Origin of the sequence: Pseudomonas sp. C9-3 (genome assembly GCF_032392015.1) — a bacterium.
GTDB classification, from domain to species: Bacteria; Pseudomonadota; Gammaproteobacteria; order Pseudomonadales; family Pseudomonadaceae; genus Pseudomonas; species Pseudomonas nitroreducens.
Window position 1 is genome coordinate 562,539 of the sequence record NZ_CP135919.1, and the last position, 23,160, is coordinate 585,698.

At 65.5% G+C, this 23,160-nt stretch carries 6 protein-coding genes; 3 read left to right on the forward strand and 3 right to left on the reverse strand.

The window, feature by feature from the left end:
- Positions 1-20: 20 nt before the first annotated feature.
- The gene (locus RS899_RS02575; RefSeq protein WP_315809020.1) at positions 21-15,980 is read right to left on the reverse strand and encodes a retention module-containing protein; all 15,960 of its coding nucleotides are present in this window, start codon (positions 15,978-15,980) and stop codon (positions 21-23) included.
- 338 nt (positions 15,981-16,318) lie between these two features.
- Here RS899_RS02575 and RS899_RS02580 point away from each other — a divergent pair, with 338 nt between their 5' ends.
- Genes RS899_RS02580 through RS899_RS02590 form a run of 3 tightly spaced genes read left to right on the forward strand, consistent with a single transcriptional unit; the run spans position 16,319 to position 21,206 of the window.
- Positions 16,319-17,668, forward strand: coding sequence for a TolC family outer membrane protein (locus RS899_RS02580; protein WP_037016421.1), 1,350 nt, complete (start codon positions 16,319-16,321; stop codon positions 17,666-17,668).
- Positions 17,669-17,689: 21 nt separating this feature from the next.
- On the forward strand, positions 17,690-19,846 hold the full coding sequence (locus RS899_RS02585) for a type I secretion system permease/ATPase (protein ID WP_054909017.1): 2,157 nt from the start codon (positions 17,690-17,692) through the stop codon (positions 19,844-19,846).
- On the forward strand, positions 19,836-21,206 hold the full coding sequence (locus RS899_RS02590; RefSeq protein ID WP_054909016.1) for an HlyD family type I secretion periplasmic adaptor subunit: 1,371 nt from the start codon (positions 19,836-19,838) through the stop codon (positions 21,204-21,206). The genes RS899_RS02585 and RS899_RS02590 overlap by 11 nt, the downstream gene beginning before the upstream one ends.
- 196 nt (positions 21,207-21,402) lie before the next feature.
- Here RS899_RS02590 and RS899_RS02595 read toward each other — a convergent pair whose 3' ends face one another.
- Complete coding sequence (locus RS899_RS02595; RefSeq protein ID WP_315809021.1) at positions 21,403-22,044, reverse strand: NAD(P)-dependent oxidoreductase; 642 nt, start codon at positions 22,042-22,044, stop codon at positions 21,403-21,405.
- A gap of 123 nt (positions 22,045-22,167) precedes the next feature.
- Entirely contained in the window at positions 22,168-23,052 is an 885-nt protein-coding gene (gene mmsB / locus RS899_RS02600; protein ID WP_054909014.1) for a 3-hydroxyisobutyrate dehydrogenase, read from the reverse strand.
- Positions 23,053-23,160 lie beyond the last annotated feature (108 nt).

Below are 23,160 nucleotides of genomic sequence, written 5' to 3' on the forward strand. Positions count from 1 at the left end.
AGCCTTGCGGCAACCTCGGATCAGTGATGCTCAGTCTTGACCACCGGGTCGGAACCCGCCACCAGCTTGTTGACGATCTCGGTGGAGGTCGAGCCGTAGGCGGAGAGGTCGACGCCGCTCAGCTTGATGGTGACGTCCGCGGCACCGCCATTGTTGATCTGCCCGGTGGTGCTCACCTGCAGGGTCGAGGTCGTGGTGTCCACCTTCAGGTAGCTGAGGATGTCGTTGTGCGCGGTCTCCGGCAGCAGGTCGCTGATATCGATGCGGTCGCCTTCACCAGCCTTGAAGTCGGTGATGGTGTCGTTGCCGATATCGCCGGCTCGCCAGATGAAGGTGTCGGCACCCGCACCGCCGGTGAGGATGTCGTTGCCCTTGCCGCCGGTGAGCTGGTCGTCGCCGGTGCCGCCGATGAGGATGTCGTTGCCATTCTCGCCGAACAGGAAGTCGTTGCCGCCCTGTCCGTAGAGGATGTCGTTGCCATCGCCACCGTAGAGGTTGTCGCTGCCGCCACGGGTATCGCCATCGACGTTGAACAGCGTGTGGTTGTTCTTGATGTAGTCGTACATCTCGTCGCTGGTCGCAGCGTGGCCGTTCTTCAGTTCGAGGAACGCCGACAGCGCACTGACACCGGAGCCGGCCGGCATGTCGGCCGGTTTCGCCGGGTTGCCGTTGACGCCCCAGGGCAGGTTGTCGGTGTTGATGGTGTCGCCGAAGATGATGTCGTCGCCGGCACCACCGTGGATGGTGTCGTTGCCTGACGGCGCCAGCTCGGTGCTGGTGGAACCACCATGCAGCGCGGCGGTGAGGTCGCTGGCCTGCTTGACGATGTCCACTTCGCCGGTCGGCGCGTAGTTGGTCGTGGCCTGCTTGATGTTGTCGATGGTGGCGGAGGCGGCGCTGCTGTTGTTGGTGGTATCGGTCAGCACGAAGTTCAGGTGATAGGTGCCTTCGCCCACGGCGCCTGTCGTGTAGGTCGTGTTGCTCGAGGTGGACGTCAGCGTCTTGCTCTCCACACTGGTCCAGACGCCATTGACCAGTTTCTCCAGCGAGTAGGTGAAGGTGTCGCCGCGACTCATGCTCTCTGCGAAGTCGAAGCTGAAGGTCGACATGCTGTTCTTCGCAACGGTCAGATCCGAGCTGGTAGCGGTGCTCGCCCCGTCGGCATGGGTGTCGGTCATGGACAGTTTGTTGGCGGAGATTCCGACCGTACCGGTCGAGCTCTTGGCCAGCGTCCAGCCGGTCAGGGTGGTGCCATTGTTGAAGGTGAACAACGTCGCGTTGGAAGTGCTCAGCGCGATCGACGTGTCCAGGCCAGTGACATTGCTGTTGTCGAAGTGCTTGAGAATGTCCGAGTTGACGTTGGTGCCGATACCGATGGCGCGCACTTCGCTCAGGTCGCTGAGGGCAACGAAGGCCTGGGCCGATTCCTTGACGATATTGTTGCTGGTGCTGGAGCCGTCACCGTAGGACTTCGACTCGGTCGGGTCGCCGTCGGTGAGGAACAGCGTGAGGTTGGTGTAGCCCTTGGTCTGGCCGTTGAACCAGCTGACCGCCTGCTCGAACGCCGCCTGGTAGTCGGTGCCGCCGGTGGCGGACAGGCCGTTGATGGCGGTGACCAGCTTGTCGATGTTGGCGCTGGTCAGGTCGGAGACGCTGACCTTCAGGCTGGCGGTGCTCTGGAAGCCGATCAGGGCGATATTGACGACGCCGTCGTGGCCCTTGAGCTCGTTGGCCAGGTTGATCAGCGCGTCCTTGACCAGCTTCATGCGCGAGTCGGCATAAGCCGCCCCGGACTGGCCGGCGAGGTTGTAGGCCATGCTGCCGGAGGTGTCGATCACCAGGGCGATGTTGTAGTTGGTGCCGCCCTGGGTGAGGGTCTTGACGCCGCCTACGTCGCCGAGGATGACGTCATCGCCCGAGCCGCCGGTGAGGGTGTTGTCACCATTGGGCGTGGTGCTCGGGATCTGCACCTGGCCGACGTGGATGTCGAAGCCGTAGGTCGGCGAAGTGTCGACGCCGCCGTTGGCGGTACCGCCGCTGTCCTGCACGGCGAAGCTGAAGTGCGCATTGGCGCCGGCAGAGTCCGGTACGAAGGTCAGCTTGCCGCTGGCGACGTCGCTGGCGCTGATGGCCTGGCCGGCCTTCACCGCGGTGCCATTGAGCAGCAGGCTGCCGGAGTCTGGCAGGGCCTTGACGATGACGTTCTGCAGGCTGTGGTTCTGGCCGTTGGCGGAATCCGCGGTGTCGCTGAAGGCGAAGTCCTTCAGGCCGAAGGTGTAGGTCTTGCCGGCGTAGACGCTGGCCGAACCGTCCGCCGACAGCGGCGCATCGTTCACCGCATTGACGGTGAAGGTCAGGGTGTTGGATGCGCTGGAGAAGCTGTCGTGGCTGTCCTGCACCGAGAACTTCAGCGTGGCGTAGGCCGCCCCGGCGGCGTTGGCGATCGGGGTGTAGACCAGGCTGGCGAGCAGGCTGACGGCGATCACCTGGCCGGCGGTGACCGACTGACCGTTGAGGGTCAGGCTGCCGGCGGTGGGCAGGTTGTCGATGCGGATGGCCTTGAGCGCATCACCGGCGTCCTTGTCGGCGAAACCGAAGTCGGCAGCCGTGAAGGTGCGGTTACCGTCCTCGTTGAGGCTGACGGTCTTGTCGGCGCCGGTGGGGGCGTCGTTCTCGCCGTTGATGGTGATGGTCACGGTGGCCGGAGCGCTGACCGCGCCCTGCACGTCCTTGGCGGTGTAGGTGAAGGTCACCTGGCGGGTTTCGCCGGCGTTGAGCGAGTCGAACGCGGTGCCCGGGTTGTACACGTAGCTGCCGTTGGCGTTGAAGGTCAGGGTGCCGGCGCTCGGGCCGCTGACCAGTGCGTAGCCGTTGGCGTCCACCGCGCTGTCGATATCGGTGGCGGCCGGAACCTGGCCGCTGATCGAGGTGTTCTCGCCGGTGGTCTTGCCGTCGTTCTTGGCTTCCGGCGCATCGTTCACCGCGTTGACGCTCACGGTGACGGTCGCGGTGCTGGTGCCGCCGTGGCCGTCGCTGATGGTGTAGGTAAAGCTGCCGGAGCCGTTGAAGTCCTTGGTCGGGGTGAAGACGACATTGCCGCCTTCGAGCTTCACGCTGCCGTTCACTGCACCTTGCACGCTGACGATGGAGAGGCTGTCACCGTCCACATCGCTGTCGTTGCCCAGCAGCGTCTGCGGGGCAATGGTCAGCGGGGTGTCCTCATTGGTCACCAGTTCGCTCACGGCGTGAGTCAGTGCGGTGCCGCCGACGGTGCTGTAGGTGCCGCCCTGCGGGCGCATCTCGACCTGCAGCTGAGCCTGGCCACCTTGATCCCAGTAGATGATTTCGATGGTGTGGTTGCCGCTCTGGGCGATGTTGAACACCGCCGACTCGCGGCCGGTGGGGCTCTGGATGGCGTCATACTTGAAGACTTCCACACCGTCGATCTTGATGCTGAAACCATCGTCGGCGTTGACGCGCAGCTGGTAGTTGCCGGCGTTGAGGCTGATTGCGCCGCTCAGCTGGATGATCGCGTCGGAGGTGTTCGCCGGATCGGTATTGAGCGAGCCCGCATCGTTGCCGAGGAACTTCTGCAGGTTGCCGTCGCCACCCAGGTCGCCGCCGCTGAGGTTGTAGTTCAGCGTGGTGGAGGTGAAGGTGGCGCTGGCAGCGTGACCGTTCATGAAGGCGGTCACCTGGCTCAGGTTGGTCAGGTTGGCGCCATCCGGGCCTTCGTTGTAGCCCCAGTAGTTGCCCTTCAGGCCGCTGAGGGTGAAGTTGTCGTTCACTGCCACCGGGTTGTCGTTCACCGGGGTGACGTTGACGGTCACCTTGTTCGGCGTAGCGTCGAAGGCGCCGTTGCTGTCCTTCACCGAGAAGGTGAAGTTGGCGTAGTTGTTGCCGTTGGCGTTGGCTGCCGGGGTGAAGACCAGCTTGCCGAGGTCGGCGGCGTCGATCACCTGGCCGGCAGTCACGGCAGTGCCGTTGAGCTTCAGGCTGCCGTTGGTGGGCAGGCTGTCGATGCGCACGGCGCTGAGGGCGTCGTTGTGGTCGACGTCGCTGAAGCCGAAGTCGGTCGCGCTGAAGCTGCGGCTGCTGTCTTCGTCCAGGGTGATGGTCTTGTCGGCGCCGTTGGGCGCGTCGTTGGCGCCATTGACGGTGATGGTCACGGTGGCCGGTGCGCTGACCGCGCCCTCGGCGTCCTTCGCCGTGTAGGTGAAGGTCACCTGGCGGCTCTCGCCCGGAGCGAGCGAGTCGAAGTCGGTACCGGGGTTGAACACATAGCTGCCGTTGGCGTTGAAGGTCAGGCTGCCGTTGCCGCTGCCCACTCCTTGTACCAGCGCGTAGCCATTGGGGTTGACCGAGCTGTCGATATCGGTCGCCACCGGCACCTGGCTGCTGAGGGTGGTGTTCTCGCCGGTGGACTTGGTGTCGTTCTTGGCTTCGGGGGCATCGTTGACCGGGGTGACGTTGACGCTCACCACGGAGTTCACCGTGCCGCCTTTACCGTCGCTGACCACCACGGTGAAGCTGTCGGAGCCGTTGTAGTCCTTGCTCGGGGTGTAGGTGTAGTCACCGGTGGCCGCGTTGAGCGTGACGCTGCCGTGGGTCGGCGCGCTGCCGGCCTTGATGGTGTAGGTCAGGGTATCGCCATCGACGTCGCTGGCGACGATCTTGCCGGTGAGGGCAGTGTCCTCGGCAGTGGTCTTGGACTGGTCGGCGGTGATCGGTGCGTCGTTGACCGGGGTGACGTTGACGCTCACCACGGAGTCAGCGAAGCCGCCTTTGCCGTCGCTGACGCGGACGGTGAAGCTGTCCGGACCGTTGTAGTCCTTGCTCGGGGTATAGGTGTAGTCGCCGGTGGTGGTGTTGAGCACCAGCGTGCCATGGGCTGTGCCGCTCTGGACGGCATAGCTCAGGGTGTCGCCATCGACATCGGTGGCGACGATCTTGCCGGTCAGCGGGGTGTCTTCAGCGGTGGTCTTGGACTGGTCGGCAGTGGTCGGCGCGTCGTTGACAGGGGTGACGTTGATGGTCACCACGGAGTTCACCGTGCCGCCTTTGCCGTCGCTGACCACCACGGTGAAGCTGTCGGAACCGTTGTAGTCCTTGCTCGGGGTGTAGGTGTAGTCACCGGTGGCCGCGTTGAGCGTGACGCTGCCGTGGGTCGGCGCGCTGCCGGCCTTGATGGTGTAGGTCAGGGTATCGCCATCGACATCGCTGGCGACGATCTTGCCGGTGAGGGCCGTGTCCTCGGCAGTGGTCTTGGATTGGTCGGCGGTGATCGGGGCGTCGTTGACCGGGGTGACGTTGACGTTCACCACGGAGTCGGCGAAGCCGCCTTTGCCGTCACTGACGCGGACGGTGAAGCTGTCCGGACCGTTGTAGTCCTTGCTCGGGGTGTAGGTGTAGTCGCCGGTGGCGGTGTTGAGCACCAGCGTGCCATGGGCTGTGCCGCTCTGGACGGCATAGCTCAGGGTGTCGCCATCGACATCGGTGGCGACGATCTTGCCGGTCAGCGCGGTGTCTTCGGCGGTGGTCTTGGACTGGTCGGCAGTGGTCGGCGCGTCGTTGACCGGGGTGACGTTGACGTTCACCACGGAGTCGACGAAGCCGCCTTTACCGTCGCTGACACGGACGGTGAAGCTGTCCGGGCCGTTGTAGTCCTTGGCCGGCGTGTAGGTGTAGTCACCGGTGGCGGCATTCACCGTCACGCTGCCGTGGGCCGGTGTGGCACTGGCTTTCACGGCGTAGCTGAGGGTATCGCCATCGACGTCGCTGGCGACGATCTTGCCGGTCAGCGGGGTGTCTTCGGCAGTGCTCTGGTTCTGGTTGGCACTGGTCGGCGCATCGTTCACCGGGTACACGGTGACGTTGAGGTCGACGGTGCGGGTCGCCGCATCGTTGTTGCTGCTTTCGGTCGCCGTGGCGCTGACTTCCAGCTTGATAGTGCCGTTGAAGTCGGCCGGCGGAGTCAGGGTCAGGGTGTCGAGGTTCCAGCCCTTGAGGTCCACGCTGCTGTGGGTAGCGTCGGCGGTGAAGCTGTTCTTGCCGTCGCTCAGGGTGGCGCCCACCGGGATCTTGCCGATGCTGATCGACAGGGTCTCGGAGCCGTCGGTATCGACCAGCGAGGCCTTGATCTTCGACAGGTTGATCGCGCTGTCTTCGTTGCCTTCGTTGAGGCCGAACACCTTGTAGTGGCTCTGGCCGCTGCTGCCGGTCAGGTCGGTCAGGCGCTCGCCGCCCGCGGTCAGCTCACTGGTGTCGTGGTAGACCTGCGCGCTGCCGGTGCCCAGCACCTGCGCGGCGCTGCCATTGTCGGAGATGCTCAGGGTGTAGTTGCCCGGGCCGCTCTGGTTGTGCTGGTAGAGCGCGATGGGGTAGTAGCCGCTCTCGGTCGGGGTGAAGGTGCCGCTGAATTTGCCGCTGCTGCCGCCCCAGGTGGCCTCGGCGACGGTGCTGCCGCCGATCACCAGGCGCACGCTGTCATCGCCCACACCGCTGAAGGTGTAGGTGTGGCCGGCCTCGAGGAAGATCAGGCCGCTGACCTTGGTGGCGGTGCCGGCGGTGACGTCGGTATTGCGCACGCTGTCGGTGGAGCCGTGGGTGGTCGGGGTGCCGGCTGCGTCGATCTTCTGCTGCAGGGTGGCTGGCGCCGCGCCATTGCCGCCGGTACCCAGGTCCAGGCCGGTCCAGGTGTCCACGGTCAGGCCGGTGGCTTTCGGGTGGCTGCTGCTGCCGTCCAGGCTCAGGTTCGGCTTGTCCGCCACGGCCTCGATGCTCACCGCCACGGTGGAGGTGGAGGTGCCGCCTTTGCCATCGCTGATGGTGTAGGTGATGGTGTCGGAGCCGCTGAAGTTCTCCTTCGGCGTGTAGCTCAGGCTGCCGTCCTGGTTGATCACCACGGTGCCGTTGCCGGCGCTGGCGCCGGTGACGATCAGGGCGTCGTGTTCGGCATCGGTGTCGTTGCCCAGCACGTCGATGCGGATCGCGGTGTCTTCGTTGGTGTGCGCGGTGTCCGGCACGGCAACCGGGTTGTCGTTGGTGCCGGTGACGGTGATGGTGATGGTCTGCGGATCGCTCAGCGCGCCATTGTTGTCCTTCGCCTGGTAGGTGAAGGTGACGCTCTCGCTCTGGCCGGCGGCCAGGTGATCGAAGGCGGTACCGGGGGTGAAGGTGTAGCTGCCATCGGTGTTGAAGGTCAGCGAGCCTTTGCCCTGGGCCACGTCGGTGGCCAGTTGATAACCCGCGATGGTGCCGTCGACGTCGGTGGCAACCGGGACCTGGCCGTGCAGAACGGTGTTCTCTTCGGTGGTCTGGGTGTCGGCGTAGGCGACCGGTTTGTCGTTGGTGCCGGTGACGGTGATGGTGATGGTCTGCGGGTCGCTCAGGGCGCCGTTGTTGTCCTTCGCCTGGTAGGTGAAGGTGACGTTCTCGCTCTGGCCCTGGGCCAGGTGATCGAAGGCGGTGCCCGGGTTGAAGCTGTAGCTGCCGTTGGCGTTGAAGGTCAGCGTGCCCTTGCCGGCGGCGACGTTGGTCGCCAGCTGGTAGCTCGCGATGGTGCCGTCGATGTCGGTCGCAGCCGGTACATGGCCGTTCAGCACGGCGTTTTCGTCGGTGGTGACGGTATCGCCGAAGGCGACCGGCTTGTCGTTGGTACCGATGATGTTCACGGTCACCGTGGCGCTGGTGCCATCGGCAGCCTTGACGGTGAAGGTGTCGGTCAGGGTCTGGCCCTGCTTCAGCTCGTTGTAGGCGCTGCTGGCGACGTAGGTCCAGTTGCCATCGGTACCGAGATTGAAGGTGCCGTACTTGCCGGCGACGTTGCTCTGGGCCTGGAAGCTGGCCGGGCCGTCGACGTCGGTGATGTTCAGCTTGCCACCGGTGCTGATCGGCGCATCGGTTTCATTCACGTCGCGCGAGCTGACACCGCTGATGACGGCGGCATCGTTGCTGCCGGTAACGACGATGGTGATGGTCTGCGGACCGCTCACGGCTCCGTTGTTGTCTTTCGCCTGGTAGGTGAAGGTGACGTTCTCGCTCTGGCCGGCGGCCAGGTGGTCGAAGGCGGTGCCCGGGTTGAAGGTGTAGCTGCCGTCCTCGTTGAAGGCCAGGGTGCCCTTGCCCTGGGCGAGATTATTGACCACCTCGTAGCGGACGATGGTGCCGTCGACATCGGTGGCGACCGGGACCTGGCCGTGGAGAACGGTGTTCTCTTCGGTGGTCTGGGTATCGGCGAAGGCCACCGGCTTGTCGTTGGTGCCGTTGATGGTCACGGTGACGCTGGCGCTGGTGCCGTCGGCGGCCTTCACGGTGAAGGTCTCGGTGAGCTTGTCGCCGACTTTCAGTTCGTTGAAGGCGGAGTTGGCGACGAAGCTCCAGGTGCCATCGGCAGCCAGGCTGAACGTGCCATAGCTGCCGGCGGTGCTGGCCTGGGGCTGGAAGCTGGCCGGGCCGTCGACGTCGCTGATGTCGAGCTTGCCGCCGATGGTGACCGGGGCATCGGTTTCGTTGGCGCTGCCGCTGGTCTGCCCGCCAATGATGGCCGCGTCGTTGCTGCCGGTAACGGTGATGGTGACGGTCTGCGGGTCGCTCAGCGCACCGTTGTTGTCCTTCGCCTGGTAGGTGAAGGTGATGTTCTCGCTCTGGCCAGCGGCCAGGTGGTCGAACGCGGTGCCGGGGGTGAAGGTGTAGCTGCCGTCAGTGTTGAAGGCGAGGTTGCCTTTGCCCTGGGCGATGCCGGTGGCCAGCTGGTAGCTGGCGATGGTGCCGTCGATGTCGGTGGCGACCGGAACCTGGCCGTGCAGAACGGTGTTCTCTTCGGTGGTCTGGGTGTCGGCGTAGGCGACCGGCTTGTCGTTGGTGCCGTTGATGGTGACGGTCACGCTGGTGCTGGTGCCGTCGGCGGCCTTCACGGTGAAGGTGTCGGTGAGTTGATCGCCGACTTTCAGTTCGTTGAAGGCCGAGTTGGCGACGTAGGTCCAGCTGCCGTCGGTGCCGAGGTTGAAGGTGCCGTGCAGGCCGGCGACGTTGCTCTGCGCCTGGAAGCTGGCTGGGCCGTCGACGTCGGTGACATCGAGCTTGCCGCCGAGGGTGACCGGGGCGTCGGTCTCGTTGGTGCTGCCGCTGGTCTGGCCGGTGATCACCGCCGCGTCATTGGTGCCGGTGACGGTAATGGTGATGGTCTGCGGGTCGCTCAGGGCGCCGTTGTTGTCCTTCGCCTGGTAGGTAAAGGTGACGTTCTCGCTCTGGCCGGCGGCCAGGTGGTCGAAGTCGCTGCCCGGATTGAAGGTGTAGCTGCCATCGCTGTTGAAGGTCAGCGAACCTTTGCCCTGTGCCACGTCGGTGGCCAGTTGATAACCCGCGATGGTGCCATCGACATCGGTGGCGACCGGAACCTGGCCATCGAGAACGGTGTTCTCCTCGGTGGTCTGGGCATCGGCGAAGGCCACCGGCTTGTCGTTGGTGCCGGTGACGGTAATGGTGATGGTCTGCGGGTCGCTCAGGGCGCCGTTGTTGTCCTTCGCCTGGTAGGTGAAGGTGACGTTCTCGCTGGCGCCTGCGGCCAGGTGGTCGAACGCGGTGCCGGGGGTGAAGGTGTAGCTGCCGTCAGTGTTGAAGGCGAGGTTGCCTTTGCCCTGGGCGATGCCGGTGGCCAGCTGGTAGCTGGCGATGGTGCCGTCGATGTCGGTGGCGACCGGAACCTGGCCGTGCAGAACGGTGTTCTCTTCGGTGGTCTGGGTGTCGGCGTAGGCGACCGGCTTGTCGTTGGTGCCGTTGATGGTGACGGTCACGCTGGTGCTGGTGCCGTCGGCGGCCTTCACGGTGAAGGTGTCGGTGAGTTGATCGCCGACTTTCAGTTCGTTGAAGGCCGAGTTGGCGACGTAGGTCCAGCTGCCGTCGGTGCCGAGGTTGAAGGTGCCGTGCAGGCCGGCGACGTTGCTCTGCGCCTGGAAGCTGGCTGGGCCGTCGACGTCGGTGACATCGAGCTTGCCGCCGAGGGTGACCGGGGCGTCGGTCTCGTTGGTGCTGCCGCTGGTCTGGCCGGTGATCACCGCCGCGTCATTGGTGCCTGTGACGGTAATGGTGATGGTCTGCGGGTCGCTCAGGGCGCCGTTGTTGTCCTTCGCCTGGTAGGTAAAGGTGACGTTCTCGCTCTGGCCGGCGGCCAGGTGGTCGAAGTCGCTGCCCGGATTGAAGGTGTAGCTGCCATCGCTGTTGAAGGTCAGCGAACCTTTGCCCTGTGCCACGTCGGTGGCCAGTTGATAACCCGCGATGGTGCCATCGACATCGGTGGCGACCGGAACCTGGCCATCGAGAACGGTGTTCTCCTCGGTGGTCTGGGCATCGGCGAAGGCCACCGGCTTGTCGTTGGTGCCGGTGACGGTAATGGTGATGGTCTGCGGGTCGCTCAGGGCGCCGTTGTTGTCCTTCGCCTGGTAGGTGAAGGTGACGTTCTCGCTGGCGCCTGCGGCCAGGTGGTCGAAGGCGGTACCCGGATTGAAGGTGTAGCTGCCGTTGGCATTGAAGGTCAGCGTGCCTTTGCCTTGCGCCACGTCGGTGGCCAGCTGGTAGCTGACAACGGTGCCGTCGACATCGGTGGCGGCCGGAACCTGACCGTTGAGCACGGTGTTCTCTTCGGTGCTGGCGACATCGGCCGAGGCGACCGGAGCATCGTTGGTGCCGTTGATGGTCACGGTCACGGTGCTGCTGGTGCCGTCGGCGGCCTTCACGGTGAAGGTGTCGGTGAGCTTGTCGCCGACATTCAGCTCGTTGTAGGCGCTGTTGGCGGTGTAGGTCCAGGTGCCGTCGGTGCCGAGGTTGAAGGTGCCATGCAGGCCGGCGACGTTGCTCTGCGCCTGGAAGCTGGCCGCGCCGTCGACGTCGGTGACAGTCAGTTGGCCGCCGGTGGTGATCGGTGCATCGGTCTCATTGACGCTCACGCTGGCCACGCCGCCGATGACGGCCGGGTCGTTGGTCCCGGTGACGGTGATGGTCAGGGTCTGGGTATCGGTCGCACCGTGTTCGTCGGTGACGATGTACTTGACCACGATGTCCTTGGTCTCGCCTTCGGCGAGGGACTGGTAGGCCGGGTTCTTGCCGTCGAAGGTCCAGCTGCCGTCGGTCTTCAGGGTGAAGCCAGCCGGCGGGTTGCCGGAGACGCTGAAGCTCAGCTTGGCGCCATCGTCCACGTCGGTGGCGGTGAGCTGGCCCTTGCTGACCTGGTCTTCCACTGCCGCCGCGGTGGCGGCATCAGCGCGCGGGGCATCGTTGGTGCCGGTGACGGTGATCACCAGGAAACTCTGGGTGCTCGCGCCGTGTTCGTCGGTGACGGTGTAGGGCACGTTGATGACTTGCACCGCACCGGCTTTCAGGTGCTGGTAGGCGGCATCGCTGGCGTCGAAGCTCCACTTGCCGTCGCTGCCCAGGGTCAGGCCGGCCGGGGCGGCCTGGTTCAGGCTGAAGGTCAGCTGGGCGCCGTTGTCGACGTCGATGGCCTTGAGCTCGCCGCTGATCTGCGCGTCTTCGCGGACGAAGGTCAGCGAGGGCAGGGCGATCGGCGTGTCGTTGGTGCCGGTGACGGTCAGGGTCAGGGTGTTGGTGCTGGTGGCGCCGTGTTCGTCGGTGACGGTGTAGTCGATCGACAGGACCTTGGTCTCGCCAGCGGCGAGGCTCTGGTAGGCCGGGTTCAGGCCGTTGAAGGCCCAGGTGCCGTCCTTGAGCAGGGTGAAGCCGGCCGGCGCCTTGTCGTTGAGGCTGAAGCTGAGCTTGGCGCCGTCGTCCACATCGGTGGCGACCAGTTTGCCGAAGCTGAGCTTGTCTTCAGTGCCCGCTGCGCTGGCAGCCTGTGCCACCGGCGCATCGTTGGTGCCGGTGATGGTGATGGTCAGGCTGCTGGAGCTGGTGGCGCCGTGTTCATCGGTGACGGTGAACGGCACCTGGATGGTCTGGGTGGCACCGGCTTTCAGGTGCTGGTATTCGCTGACGCTGGCATCGAAGGACCACTTGCCGTCGGCGTCGACGCTGAAGCCGGCCGGGGCAGTCTTGTCCAGCGTGTAGGTGAGTTTGGCGCCATCGTCGGCGTCGGTGGCGGCGAGCTGGCCGCTGATCTGCGCATCTTCCTTCACGGCGCCGCTGGTGGCGCTGGCCACCGGTGCGTCGTTGCTGCCGGTAATGGTGATGGTGATGGTCTGCGGGTCGCTTAGCGCGCCGTTGTTGTCCTTCGCCTGGTAGGTGAAGGTGACGTTCTCGCTCTGGCCGACGGCCAGGTGGTCGAACGCGGTGCCGGGGGTGAAGGTGTAGCTGCCATCGGCGTTGAAGGTCAGCGAGCCTTTGCCCTGGGCGATATCGCTGGTCAGCTGGTAGCTGGCGATGGTGCCGTCGACATCGGTGGCGGCCGGAACCTGGCCCTGGAGAACGGTGTTCTCTTCAGTGGTGGCGATGTCGGCGTAGGCGATGGGCGCGTCGTTGGTCCCGGTGACGGTAATGGTCAGGGTCTGAGTATCGGTCGCACCGTGTTCGTCGGTGACGATGTACTTGACCACGATGTCCTTGGTCTCGCCTTCGGCGAGGGACTGGTAGGCCGGGTTCTTGCCGTCGAAGGTCCAGCTGCCGTCGGTCTTCAGGGTGAAGCCAGCCGGCGGGTTGCCGGAGACGCTGAAGCTCAGCTTGGCGCCATCGTCCACGTCGGTGGCGGTGAGCTGGCCCTTGCTGACCTGGTCTTCCACTGCCGCAGCGGTAGCGGCATCAGCGCGCGGGGCATCGTTGGTGCCGGTGACGGTGATCACCAGGGAGCTCTGGGTGCTCGCGCCGTGTTCGTCGGTGACGGTGTAGGGCACGTTGATGACCTGCACCGCACCAGCCTTCAGGTGCTGGTAGGCGGCATCGCTGGCGTCGAAGCTCCACTTGCCGTCGCTGCCCAGGGTCAGGCCGGCCGGGGCGGCCTGGTTCAGGCTGAAGGTCAGCTGGGCGCCGTTGTCGACGTCGATGGCCTTGAGCTCGCCGCTGATCTGCGCGTCTTCGCGGACGAAGGTCAGCGAGGGCAGGGCGATCGGCGTGTCGTTGGTGCCGGTGACGGTCAGGGTCAGGGTGTTGGTGCTGGTGGCGCCGTGTTCGTCGGTGACGGTGTAGTCGATCGACAGGACCTTGGTCTCGCCGGCGGCGAGGCTCTGGTAGGCCGGGTTCAGGCCGTTGAAGGCCCAGGTGCCGTCCTTGAGCAGGGTGAAGCCGGCCGGTGCCTTGTCGTTGAGGCTGAAGCTGAGCTTGGCGCCGTCGTCCACGTCGGTGGCGACCAGTTTGCCGAAGCTGAGCTTGTCTTCAGTGCCCGCTGCGCTGGCAGCCTGGGCCACCGGCGCATCGTTGGTGCCGGTGATGGTTATGGTCAGGCTGCTGGAGCTGGTGGCGCCGTGTTCATCGGTGACGGTGAATGGCACCTGGATGGTCTGGGTGGCACCGGCTTTCAGGTGCTGGTATTCGCTGACGCTGGCATCGAAGGACCACTTGCCGTCGGCATCGACGCTGAAGCCGGCCGGGGCAGTCTTGTCCAGCGTGTAGGTGAGCTTGGCGCCATCGTCGGCGTCGGTGGCGGCGAGCTGGCCGCTGATCTGCGCGTCTTCCTTCACGGCGCCGCTGGTGGCGCTGGCCACCGGTGCATCGTTGGTGCCGTTGATGGTGACGGTCACGGTGCTGCTGGTGCCGTCGGCGGCCTTCACGGTGAAGGTGTCGGTGAGCTTGTCGCCGACATTCAGCTCGTTGTAGGCGCTGTTGGCGGTGTAGGTCCAGGTGCCGTCGGTGCCGAGATTGAAGGTGCCGTGCAGGCCGGCGACGTTGTTCTGGGCCTGGAATGTGGCCGGGCTGTCGACGTCGGTGACATCGAGCTTGCCGCCGAGGGTCAGCGGGGCGTCGGTTTCATCGGCGCTGCCGCTGGTCTGGCCGGTGATCACCGCCGCGTCGTTGGTGCCGGTGACGGTGATGGTGATGGTCTGCGGGTCGCTCAGCGCGCCGTTGTTGTCCTTCGCCTGGTAGGTGAAGGTCACGTCGCGGGTCTCGCCCTCGGCGAGGCTGTCGAAGTCCTTGCCGGGGTTGAAGCTGTAGCTGCCGTCCGGATTGAAGCTCAGGCTGCCGTTGCCCTGGCCGACGCCAGTGGTCAGTTGGTAGCCGGTGACGCTGCCGTCCACGTCGCTGGCGGTCGGAACCTGGCCATTGAGAACGGTGTTCTCCTCGGTGGTGGCGGTGCCCGGCTGGGCAACCGGCGCGTCGTTGGTGCCGGTGACGGTAATGGTGATGGTCTGCGGGTCACTCAGCGCACCGTTGTTGTCCTTCGCCTGGTAGGTGAAGGTCACGTCGCGGGTCTCGCCCTGGGCGAGGCTGTCGAAGTCCTTGCCGGGGTTGAAGCTGTAGCTGCCGTCCGGATTGAAGCTCAGGCTGCCGTTGCCCTGGCCGACGCCAGTGGTCAGCTGGTAGCCGGTGACGCTGCCGTCCACGTCGCTGGCGGCCGGAACCTGGCCGTTGAGCACGGTGTTCTCTTCGGTGGTGGCAGCGCCCGGCAGGGCGACCGGCGCGTCGTTGGTGCCGGTCAGGGTCACGGTAAGCGTGGCGGTGCTGGTGGCGCCGTGCTCGTCGGTGACGGTGTAGGGCACCTGCACCACCTGGGTCTCGCCCTCGGCCAGGTGCTGGTAGGCCGGGTCCTTGCCATCGAAGGTCCAGCTGCCGTCCGGCTTCAGGGTGAAGCCCGCCGGCGGGTTGCCGTTGGTGGTGAAGGTGAGGGTGCTGCCGGTGTCGCGGTCGGTGGCCACCAGTTGGCCGCCGATCACGCTGTCCTCGGTGACGCTGGCCTGGCCATCCTGGCCATCCTGGGCGACCGGCGTGTCGTTGGCGCCCTGCACGTTGATGGTGATGACGCGGGTGTCGGTAGCGCCGGACGGGTCGGTCACGGTGACGGTGAAGCTTTCGCTCGGGTTCTGCCCCAGGGGCAGGGCATTCACCGCATTGGCGTCGACCACATAGGTGTAGCTGCCGTCGGCGTTGACGGTCAGTTCACCGTAGGCGCCCTTGGCGCTGCCGCTCCAGGTCAGGTTGGTGTCGTCGACGTCGGTGGCGGTCAGTTGACCCTTGATGTCGGCGAAGCTGTCGTTGGCGGCGGTGTCGGTGACGGTGCTGGTATAGGTGCCAGTAGCCACCGGAGCGTCGTTCACCGGGGTGATGCCGACGTTCACCACCAGGGTGCTGGTGGCGCCACGGGCGTCGGTGACGATCACGGTGAAACTGTCTGCGCCGTTGTAGTCGCCGTTCGGGTTGTACTGCCAGGTGCCGTTGGGATTGAGCACCAGCAGGCCATTGGCCGGGGCCTGGCCGACGCTGTAGCTGATGGTGTCGCCATTCGGATCGCGGGCGGCGAAGGTGCCCGTGAGCAGGGTGTCCTCGGCGGTGGTGAGGTTCAGCACACCGTTGCTGCCTTCGCTGAATTCTGGCGCGAGGTTGGGCGGCAGGTCGCCCTGGTGCTCGTCGCCGGCGGAGCCGCCGTTGTCCAGGCCGGCGGTGGCGTAGCCGATGTTCGGGTCGACGTGCCCGGCAGTGGCATCGAGCATCACGAAGCTGTGACCGCCACCGACGCCGCCATTGCCACCTGCCGACGGAGCGGCACTGGGGCCCGCCGCGGTAGGGGCGAGGGCCTGGGTCGGGTCGAGGCCGGCGGCGATGGCCTTCTGCAGGTCCTCGGTGCTCGGAGCGTTGGCCGGCTGCGCGGCTGCGTGGTGCGTCTCGGCCTGCGGCAGGTCGGCGCTGCTCCACTGGCTGTCGCGGCCCAGGTCCACCAGCTTGCCCTTGCCGACGTCGAGCGTCACCGCTCCTGCGGCGCCGGTGAGCAGCTGTTCGCCCTGGTAGATGCGGTCACCTTCGACCAGGACGCGCTGGACGCCCTCGGGGGATACCGCAATCACTTGGCCGATGATGCTTTTCACGACGGCGACGACGCTGCTCATGCACTTCTCCTGGTGAGGCTTGCCTGGTTGCCGACCGGGCCGCATGGATGTCGGCGCCAGGGGCATTCCCTTGTCTGTAAGAGCAAAAAAGTTGGCGTCAAAAACATGGCTTATAGCGGATGGAAATTACGTATATGCCAATGTATTGACCATTCGATTGCCATCCTAAACAATTGGCAAATCGATGTCACTTTGATATCGGGTGCTCGCGTAAAAAAATTTAGCGTGAAATACATCACGCTTTTCGATGCTTCCTTGCAGCGCATTCGCCGGTCTTTTGACGCTATTTGCGGCAATCGAATCGCTGCGGCTATCCCATTGATAAGGATGTTTTCCTCATGCGTATGCGATTCGCTGCTGTAGTGCCCTTCGCCCTTTCATTCGTCCTGCCCGCCCACGCCGACTCGCTCAACCAGGCCATGCAGAAGGCCCTGGAGTACCACCCGGAAATCCAGGCCGGGGTGAACTCCCGACTCGCCGCGGACAAGCAGCTGCGTGCGGCGAAGGGTGGCTACCTGCCGTCCGTCGACCTGACCGCCGGTTATGGCCGTGAAGGCTCCGACAACACCACCACCCGTGGCCAAGGCGACCACTGGGAAACCCTGAACCGTGGCGAATCCAACCTTGCCCTGCGCCAGATGGTGTTCGACGGTTTCGCCACCTCCAGCGAAGTCGGCCGCCAGCAGGCCAACGTGAACTCCCGCGCCTACGCGTTGCTGGGAACCTCCGAGCGCACCGCGCTGGATGTCGCCCAGGTCTACACCGATGTGCTGCGTCGTCAGGAAATGGTTCGTCTGGCCGAGGAAAACCTGAAGAACCACCAGCGCGTCTACGACCAGATCAGCCTGCGCAGTGCCCGCGGCGTTGGTCGCCTCGCCGACCAGGACCAGGCCGAGGCCCGCCTGGCCCAGGCGCAGAACAACCTGATGACCGAGAAGACCAACCTGGCCGACGCCCGCACCAACTACTACAGCGTGGTGGGCAGCGACCCGGTGGACCTGAGCGACCCGACCGGTCTTGCCGGCCAGTTGCCGGAAGATCTGCAGGCCGCCCGTCGCCAGCTGGTGGAAAACAGCCCGATCCTGCGCTCCGCAGAATCCGACGTGGCCGCCGCCGAGAAGCAGTACGACGCGGCGAAATCGACCTTCTATCCGAGATTCGATGCAGAACTTTCCCGTGGTGCCGATAACAACCTCGACGGAGAAGAAGGCCACAACAACGAATGGCAGGCCATGCTGCGCATGCGCTACAACCTGTTCGCCGGTGGCAGCAACAAGGCCGAGCTGGAAGCCAAGTCCTACGAGGCGAACCAGGCCCTGGATATCCGCAACAACGCCCTGCGCCAGTTGAACGAGGAACTCGGATTGTCCTGGAACGCCCTGAACAACGCCCGCGACCAGCTGCCGATCGCCCGCCAGTATGTGGACTACAGCACCCGCGTGCGCGAGGCGTACCAGAAGCAGTTCACCATCGGCGAGCGCACCCTGCTCGATCTGCTGGACAGCGAGAACGAACTGTTCAACGCTTCGCGCCGTCTGGTCGACCTGAAGTACACCGAGCTGTTCACCCAGTACCGCATCAAGGCGACCCTGGGCGAGCTGCTCAAGAGCCAGGGCGTGGTAGCACCGATGGCTGCGGTGGCTTCCGAAGACATCAAGCCGCGAGTCCAGCTGCCCGGCCTTAACTAACCTGCCCGAGAGAGCATCCGCGTGGATCAAGAAGTCAGCGCAGTACCCCTAAGCCACGATCCGCGCGGTCTGCTCGACGACCCGCTGCTGGACAGCCTGCTGACGCTCTGTCAGCTGCACCAGAAGCCGGCCAGCCGCGCCATGCTCACCAGCGGCCTGCCGCTGCCCGGGCAGCGCCTCTCCGCCGAGCTGCTGCCCCGTGCGGCGGCTCGCGCCGGCCTGCAAGGGCGCCTGTTGCAGCGCAAGCTGGGGCAGATTCCGGCCCTCGCCATGCCGGCGATGCTGCTGCTGCGCGAAGGGCGCTGCGCAGTGCTGCTGGGCTGGGAAAGCAATGGCGATGCGCGCCTGCTGCTGTCGGAAAGCGATGGCGGTGAAGTGCGCGTTTCCCGCGAGCTGCTGAGCGAGGACTACGCCGGCCAGGCCTTCTTCGCCCAGCCGCAGCACAAGTTCGACCTGCAGCACGGCGAGCTGATCCCGCGCGCCAAGAGCTGGTTCCGCGACACCCTGAAGCGTTCCCGCTGGCTCTACGTCGACGCCGTCGCCGCGAGCCTGCTGATCAACCTGATCGCCCTGGCCGCTCCACTGTTCGTCATGAACGTGTACGACCGCGTGGTGCCCAACCAGGCCGCCGCCACCCTCTGGGTGCTGGCCATCGGCATCAGCGGCGCCTACCTGTTCGACCTGCTGCTCAAGACCATGCGCGGCCTGTGCCTGGACCTGGCCGGCAAGAAGACTGACCTGATCATCTCGGCGACGCTGTTCGAGCGCATCGTCGGCATGAGCATGAAGTACCGCCCGGCGCGGGTCGGCTCGTTCGCCCAGAACATCCACGAATTCCAGACGCTGCGCGACTTCCTCAACTCGCTCACGCTGACCACCCTGATCGACATGCCCTTCACCCTGCTGATCCTGCTGGTGATCGGCATCATCGGCGGGCCGCTGGTGTTCGTCCCGCTGGTTGCCTTCCCGCTGGCCGCGGGCCTGGGCTGGCTGCTGCAGAAGCCGCTGGTGGAGACCATGAACCGCACCATGGCGCTGGCCGCCGAACGCCAGTCGAGCCTGATCGAGACACTCGCCAGCCTCGACGCGGTGAAGGTCAACAACGCCGAGAGCGAGCGCCAGTACCTCTGGGAGCAGACCATCGGCACCCTCAGCCGCCTGGAGCTGCGGGTCAAGCTGCTGTCGACCCTGGCGATGAACATCACCGTGCTGATCCAGGCGCTGGCCGGGGTCGTCATGATCATCGGCGGCGTCTACCTGATCATCGCCGGCGACCTCTCCATGGGCGGCCTGATCGCCTGCTACATGCTCAATGGCCGCGCCCTCGGCCCGCTGACCCAGCTCTCCGGGCTGATCCAGCGCTACCAGCAGGCGCGCCTGTCCATGGCCACCACCAACCAGATGATGGAGCTGCCGCAGGAGCGCAACGCCGACGAACGTCCGCTGACCCGCTCGCAGCTGCGCGGCGGCATCGAGATGCGCGGCCTCGACTTCGCTTATCCGAACCAGCAGGTTGCGGCGCTGCACGGCATCAACCTGCAGATCCGCGCCGGCGAGAAGGTCGGCATCATCGGCCGCAGCGGCTCGGGCAAGAGCTCCCTGGCCAAGCTGATCGTCGGCCTGCACCAGCCCGAAAACGGCAACCTGCTGGTGGACGGCGCCGACGTGCGCCAACTGGACATCAGCGAGCTGCGCCACAACATCGGCTACGTGCCGCAGGACATCAGCCTGTTCAGCGGCACCCTGCGCGACAACCTGGTCAGCGGCGCGCGCTACATCGATGACGAACGCGTGCTGGAAGTGGCCGAGCTGACCGGCGTGAACGAGTTCGTCCGCCTGCACCCGCAGGGCTATGAACTGCAGGTCGGCGAGCGTGGCCACAACCTCTCCGGCGGCCAGCGGCAGAACGTCGCCCTGGCCCGCGCATTGCTGCTCGACCCGCCGATCCTGCTGCTGGACGAACCCACCAGCGCCATGGACAACGCCGGCGAGGAGCGCCTCAAACAGCGCCTGCAATCGATCATGGGCGAGAAGACACTGCTGCTGGTCACCCACCGCGCCTCCATGCTCAGCCTGGTGGACCGCCTGGTGATCATCGACAAGGGACGCATCATTGCCGACGGTCCGAAGGACGTGGTCATGGATGCACTGAAGAAGGGGCAGATCAGTGTCGCTTAATCCTCTGGGCAGTATCCGCCACTCTGTCCGTGGCTATTTCAAGGGCGGCGACAACCTCTCCGGCCAGCCGCTTCCGGAAGTCAGCAAGGCGCTGATCGAGGACGCGCCGCGCGTGGTGCGCCTGACCATCTGGATCCTGATCGGCTTCGTCGCCTTCCTGCTGCTCTGGGCACACTTCGCGCAGATCGACGAGGTCACCCGCGGCGAGGGCAAGGCGATTCCCTCGTCCAAGGTACAGAAGATCCAGAACCTGGAAGGCGGCATCGTCTCGCAGATATTCGTCCACGAAGGGCAGGTGGTGCAGGCCGGTGAGCAACTGATGCGCCTGGACCCGACGCGCTTCCAGTCCAACGTCGGCGAAACCGAGGCCGACCGCCTGGCGATGTTCCTGCGGGTGGAGCGGCTGTCTGCCGAGGTGGAAGAGCGCGCGCTGAACATCCCCGACGATGTGCGCGCCAAGGTGCCCGGCCAGGCCAGCAGTGAAGAGGCGCTGTTCCACAGCCGCCAGCAGCAGCTCAAGGACGAAACCGATGGCCTGCAGCAACAGCTGGTGCAGAAGCAGCAGGAACTGCGCGAGTTCGTCTCCAAGCAGGCGCAGTACCGCAACAGCCTGAACCTGCTGCGCCAGGAGATTTCCATGTCCGAGCCGCTGGTGGCGCAGGGCGCGATGTCCCAGGTGGAACTGCTGCGTCTCAAGCGCGGTGAAGTGGAAAACCGTGGCCAGCTCGATGCCACCACCCTGGCGATCCCTCGGGCCGAGGCAGCGGTGAAGGAAGTGGAGCGCAAGGTTGCCGAAACCCGGTCGCGCTTCCGCAGCGATGCACTGAAGGAACTCAACGAAGCCCGCACCGAGCTGAGCAAGGCCACCGCCACCGGCAAGGCGCTGGAGGATCGCGTCAGCCGCACCCTGGTCACCTCGCCAGTGCGCGGCATCGTCAAGCAACTGCTGGTGAACACCATCGGCGGTGTGATCCAGCCGGGCAGCGACCTGATCGAGATCGTCCCGCTGGACGACACCCTGCTGGTGGAAGCGCGCATCCGTCCGCAGGACATCGCCTTCCTGCGCCCCGGCCAGCACGCCATGGTCAAGTTCACCGCCTACGACTACACCATCTACGGTGGCCTGCAGGCGGACCTGGAGCAGATCGGCGCCGACACCGTCACCGACGAGGACGGCAACAGCTTCTACCTGATCAAGCTGCGCACCCGCAAAAGCCACCTGGGCAGCGACGACAAGCCGTTGCTGATCATCCCCGGCATGATCGCCACCGTGGACATCATGACCGGCAAGAAGAGCATCCTCAGCTACCTGCTCAAGCCCATCCTGCGGGCCAAGGCGGAAGCGCTGCGCGAGCGGTAAGCCGAGAGGGCCTGCGCAAAAGGGCCATCCCATGGGATGGCCCTTTTTTGTGGGTGCACGGGACTCCGTCCGCGATCAGCTCAACTCCTGCGCGTTGGCTGGAACACGGTTCACGAGCAAGCTCGCTCCTACAAGAGCGCCATGCGGCAATCCGTGTCTGTAGGAGCGAGCTTGCTCGCGAACCAGCCGCAGCGAATCAATACGCCACGGTAAACCGCTGCTGATGATGATTGGCCTGCTCGGCCTCATCGATCATCGCCACCGCCAGGTCCGGCAGGGAAATGCGGCTCTCGCCGTTGCCATCGAACAACACCTGGTCGCCGCCGATGCGGAAGCTGCCGGTGCGGGTTTCGCCGTCGAGCAGCATCGCCGGGCTGAGGAAAGCCCAGTCGAGTTCCTTCTCGGCGCCCAACTGGTCCAGCGCGTCGGCGGCGCCCAGTGCACCCTGTTTCCATTGCTCGGGGAATTCCGGGCTGTCCACCAGACGTTGGCCGGGGGCGATCTCCAGGCTGCCGGCGCCGCCCAGGACCAGCAGGCGCTTCACACCGGACGCCTTCACGCCGTCAAGAATGGCGCGGCTGCCCTTGGCGTGGGCGCCACGGATATCCGGGTTGCCCCAGCCAGCATTGAATGCGCTGACCACGACGTCCTGCCCGGCCACGGCGCGGGCGACCTGGGCCGGGTCGTAGACGTCGGCCTGGACCACCTTGAGGTTGTCGCGCGCCGGCAGCTTCGCCGGGTCGCGCACCAGCGCGGTCACACTATGGCCGCGGCGCAGGGCTTCTTCGAGGAAGTAGTGGCCAACGTGGCCGGTCGCGCCGATCAGGGCAATGTTCATGGAATCACCTTTGTGGGAGAAATCGCCGCGCGCTGGCGGCAGGTGATTCATCTTCGACCCGACGCGGTTGTGGATAAAGCCACCCTTACGCCATGCACTCGTAAGCGTGGCTTTACAATAAGGTCAGTTATCGAAGAGTTTCTGCACCACCGAGAAGTCCTGCTCGCCATGGCCCTGTTTCACCAGCAGGCGATACAGCGCCAGTGCCAGGCTGCCCATGGGCGTGCTGTTGCCGCTGACCTGCGCCGTTTCCAGCGCGAGGCCCAGGTCCTTGGTCATCAGCGACGTCATGAAGCCACCGCTGTAGCCGCGTGAGGCGGGGGCATTCTCCATCACGCCGGGCCAGGGGTTGTACACCTCCAATGCCCAGTTGCCGCCGGAGCTGCGGCGCATGATCTCCGACAGCACGGCAGGGTCCAGCCCGTTGGCGGCGCCGAGGGCGAGGGATTCGGCGGTGCCGATCATCAGCACGGCGAGCAGCTGGTTGTTGCACACCTTGGCGACCTGCCCGGCGCCGTCGCCGCCGGCGTGGAAGATGTTCCGGCCCATGGCGGAAAACACCGGGCGGGCGCGTTCGAGCACCTCGGCGTCGCCACCGACCATGAAGGTCAGGGTACCGGCGATGGCGCCGCCGGTGCCGCCGGAGACCGGTGCATCGAGCATGGGAATCCCGCGCTCGACGGCAGCCTGGTGGACCTTGCGCGCCGAGGCGGGGGCGATGGTAGAGCACTCCAGCACCAGGGTGCCGGGGGCAATGTGCGCCAGCAGGCCCTCGTTGCCGAGGTAGAGCCCCTCGACGTGCCCGCTGGCCGGCAGCATGGTGACCACCACGTCGGCGCCGTCCACCGCGTCATGGGCGCTGCGGGCGGCGCTGGCACCCTGGACGACCAGGCCGTCGATGGCGCTCTGCACCAGGTCGAACACGCGCAGCAGGTAGCCGGCCTTGATCAGGTTGGCGGCCATGGGGGCGCCCATGTGGCCGAGGCCGATGAAGGCGATGGTTTGCATGCTGGTTTCCTCCTGTTGGACCGCAGGGCACTCCAGCGCCAGGAGAAGTCATGCCAGCTCCGGGCGGCAGCTCTCGCAGGGCGCATAACGCGCAAGCGTTATCCGCCA